An 801-nucleotide genomic window follows, 5' to 3' on the forward strand; every position below is an offset into this window, starting at 1 on the left:
AAATTACCTATTCTTAAAAGTATGTCACTGAGTTTGCTATAGCTATGTAATGTCCCTTTCTTTACTGCATAAAATTGATATAAATCAACATTAAGTAAAATGTAAAATCTTTGGATACTAACGCCTCTCCCCTTATTAGAAAGCAAGGTTTGGTCTATGCAATCGTAAAGTGGCATTGTCAATAGTGTTCCAATTAAACGACCATAAAGAATGGATTCAATATATTTCGTTTTAGCTACATGCATCTTATCTATAGAAAAAGTACTTTTAAGGACTTTAAAAAGCAACTCTATTTGCCATCTTAAACGATAGAGTTCTGTAATAATTGTTGTATTTAGTACATTTGCATCGATGTTAGTAATCATAAGATTCTAATGCAATATTTCACGTTTATTATCACTAATAGCATTACCGTCATTTTGTATGATAGCCTTTTTAATACGTTTATGTGTAACTTCAGTTGGGAGTTTAGTGCCTACTAATCTAACTTTTAGTTTAGAATGGCTATCTGTTCCAACGTAAACCTCCTGATCAACAGAATGAGTTGATTTTTTTAGTATTGTCGTCATATCCAGTTGTTCATAGATAGAATACTTTTCAGAAACAATCTTGAATAGTTTTAGATTTGTCTTGATACGACTGATAAAGAAATTTTTTTCACCTATTTTTTGAAGTTGATTCGTATCAAAGTATCCTAAATCAGTTAAAAATAATTCTTTTTCTGAAAGAGTTTCAATCATTTCAGGTAAAGCTAAAGTGTCATGGGTTACCCCTGAAGTAATATCAAAATGGGTGATAGAG

At 30.3% G+C, this 801-nt stretch carries 2 protein-coding genes; both read right to left on the reverse strand.

Going from position 1 to position 801, the window contains the following annotated elements; all coding sequences use genetic code 11:
• Positions 1 to 365: transposase (locus CS063_RS17370; RefSeq protein ID WP_143452491.1), on the reverse strand; the 365-nt coding region annotated here is incomplete at its 3' end.
• A gap of 6 nt (positions 366 to 371) precedes the next feature.
• The coding region (locus tag CS063_RS17375; protein WP_143452492.1) for a transposase at positions 372 to 801 on the reverse strand (430 nt) is incomplete at its 5' end.

Origin of the sequence: Sporanaerobium hydrogeniformans (assembly GCF_002735925.1) — a bacterium.
Taxonomy (GTDB): Bacteria; Bacillota; Clostridia; order Lachnospirales; family Cellulosilyticaceae; genus Sporanaerobium; species Sporanaerobium hydrogeniformans.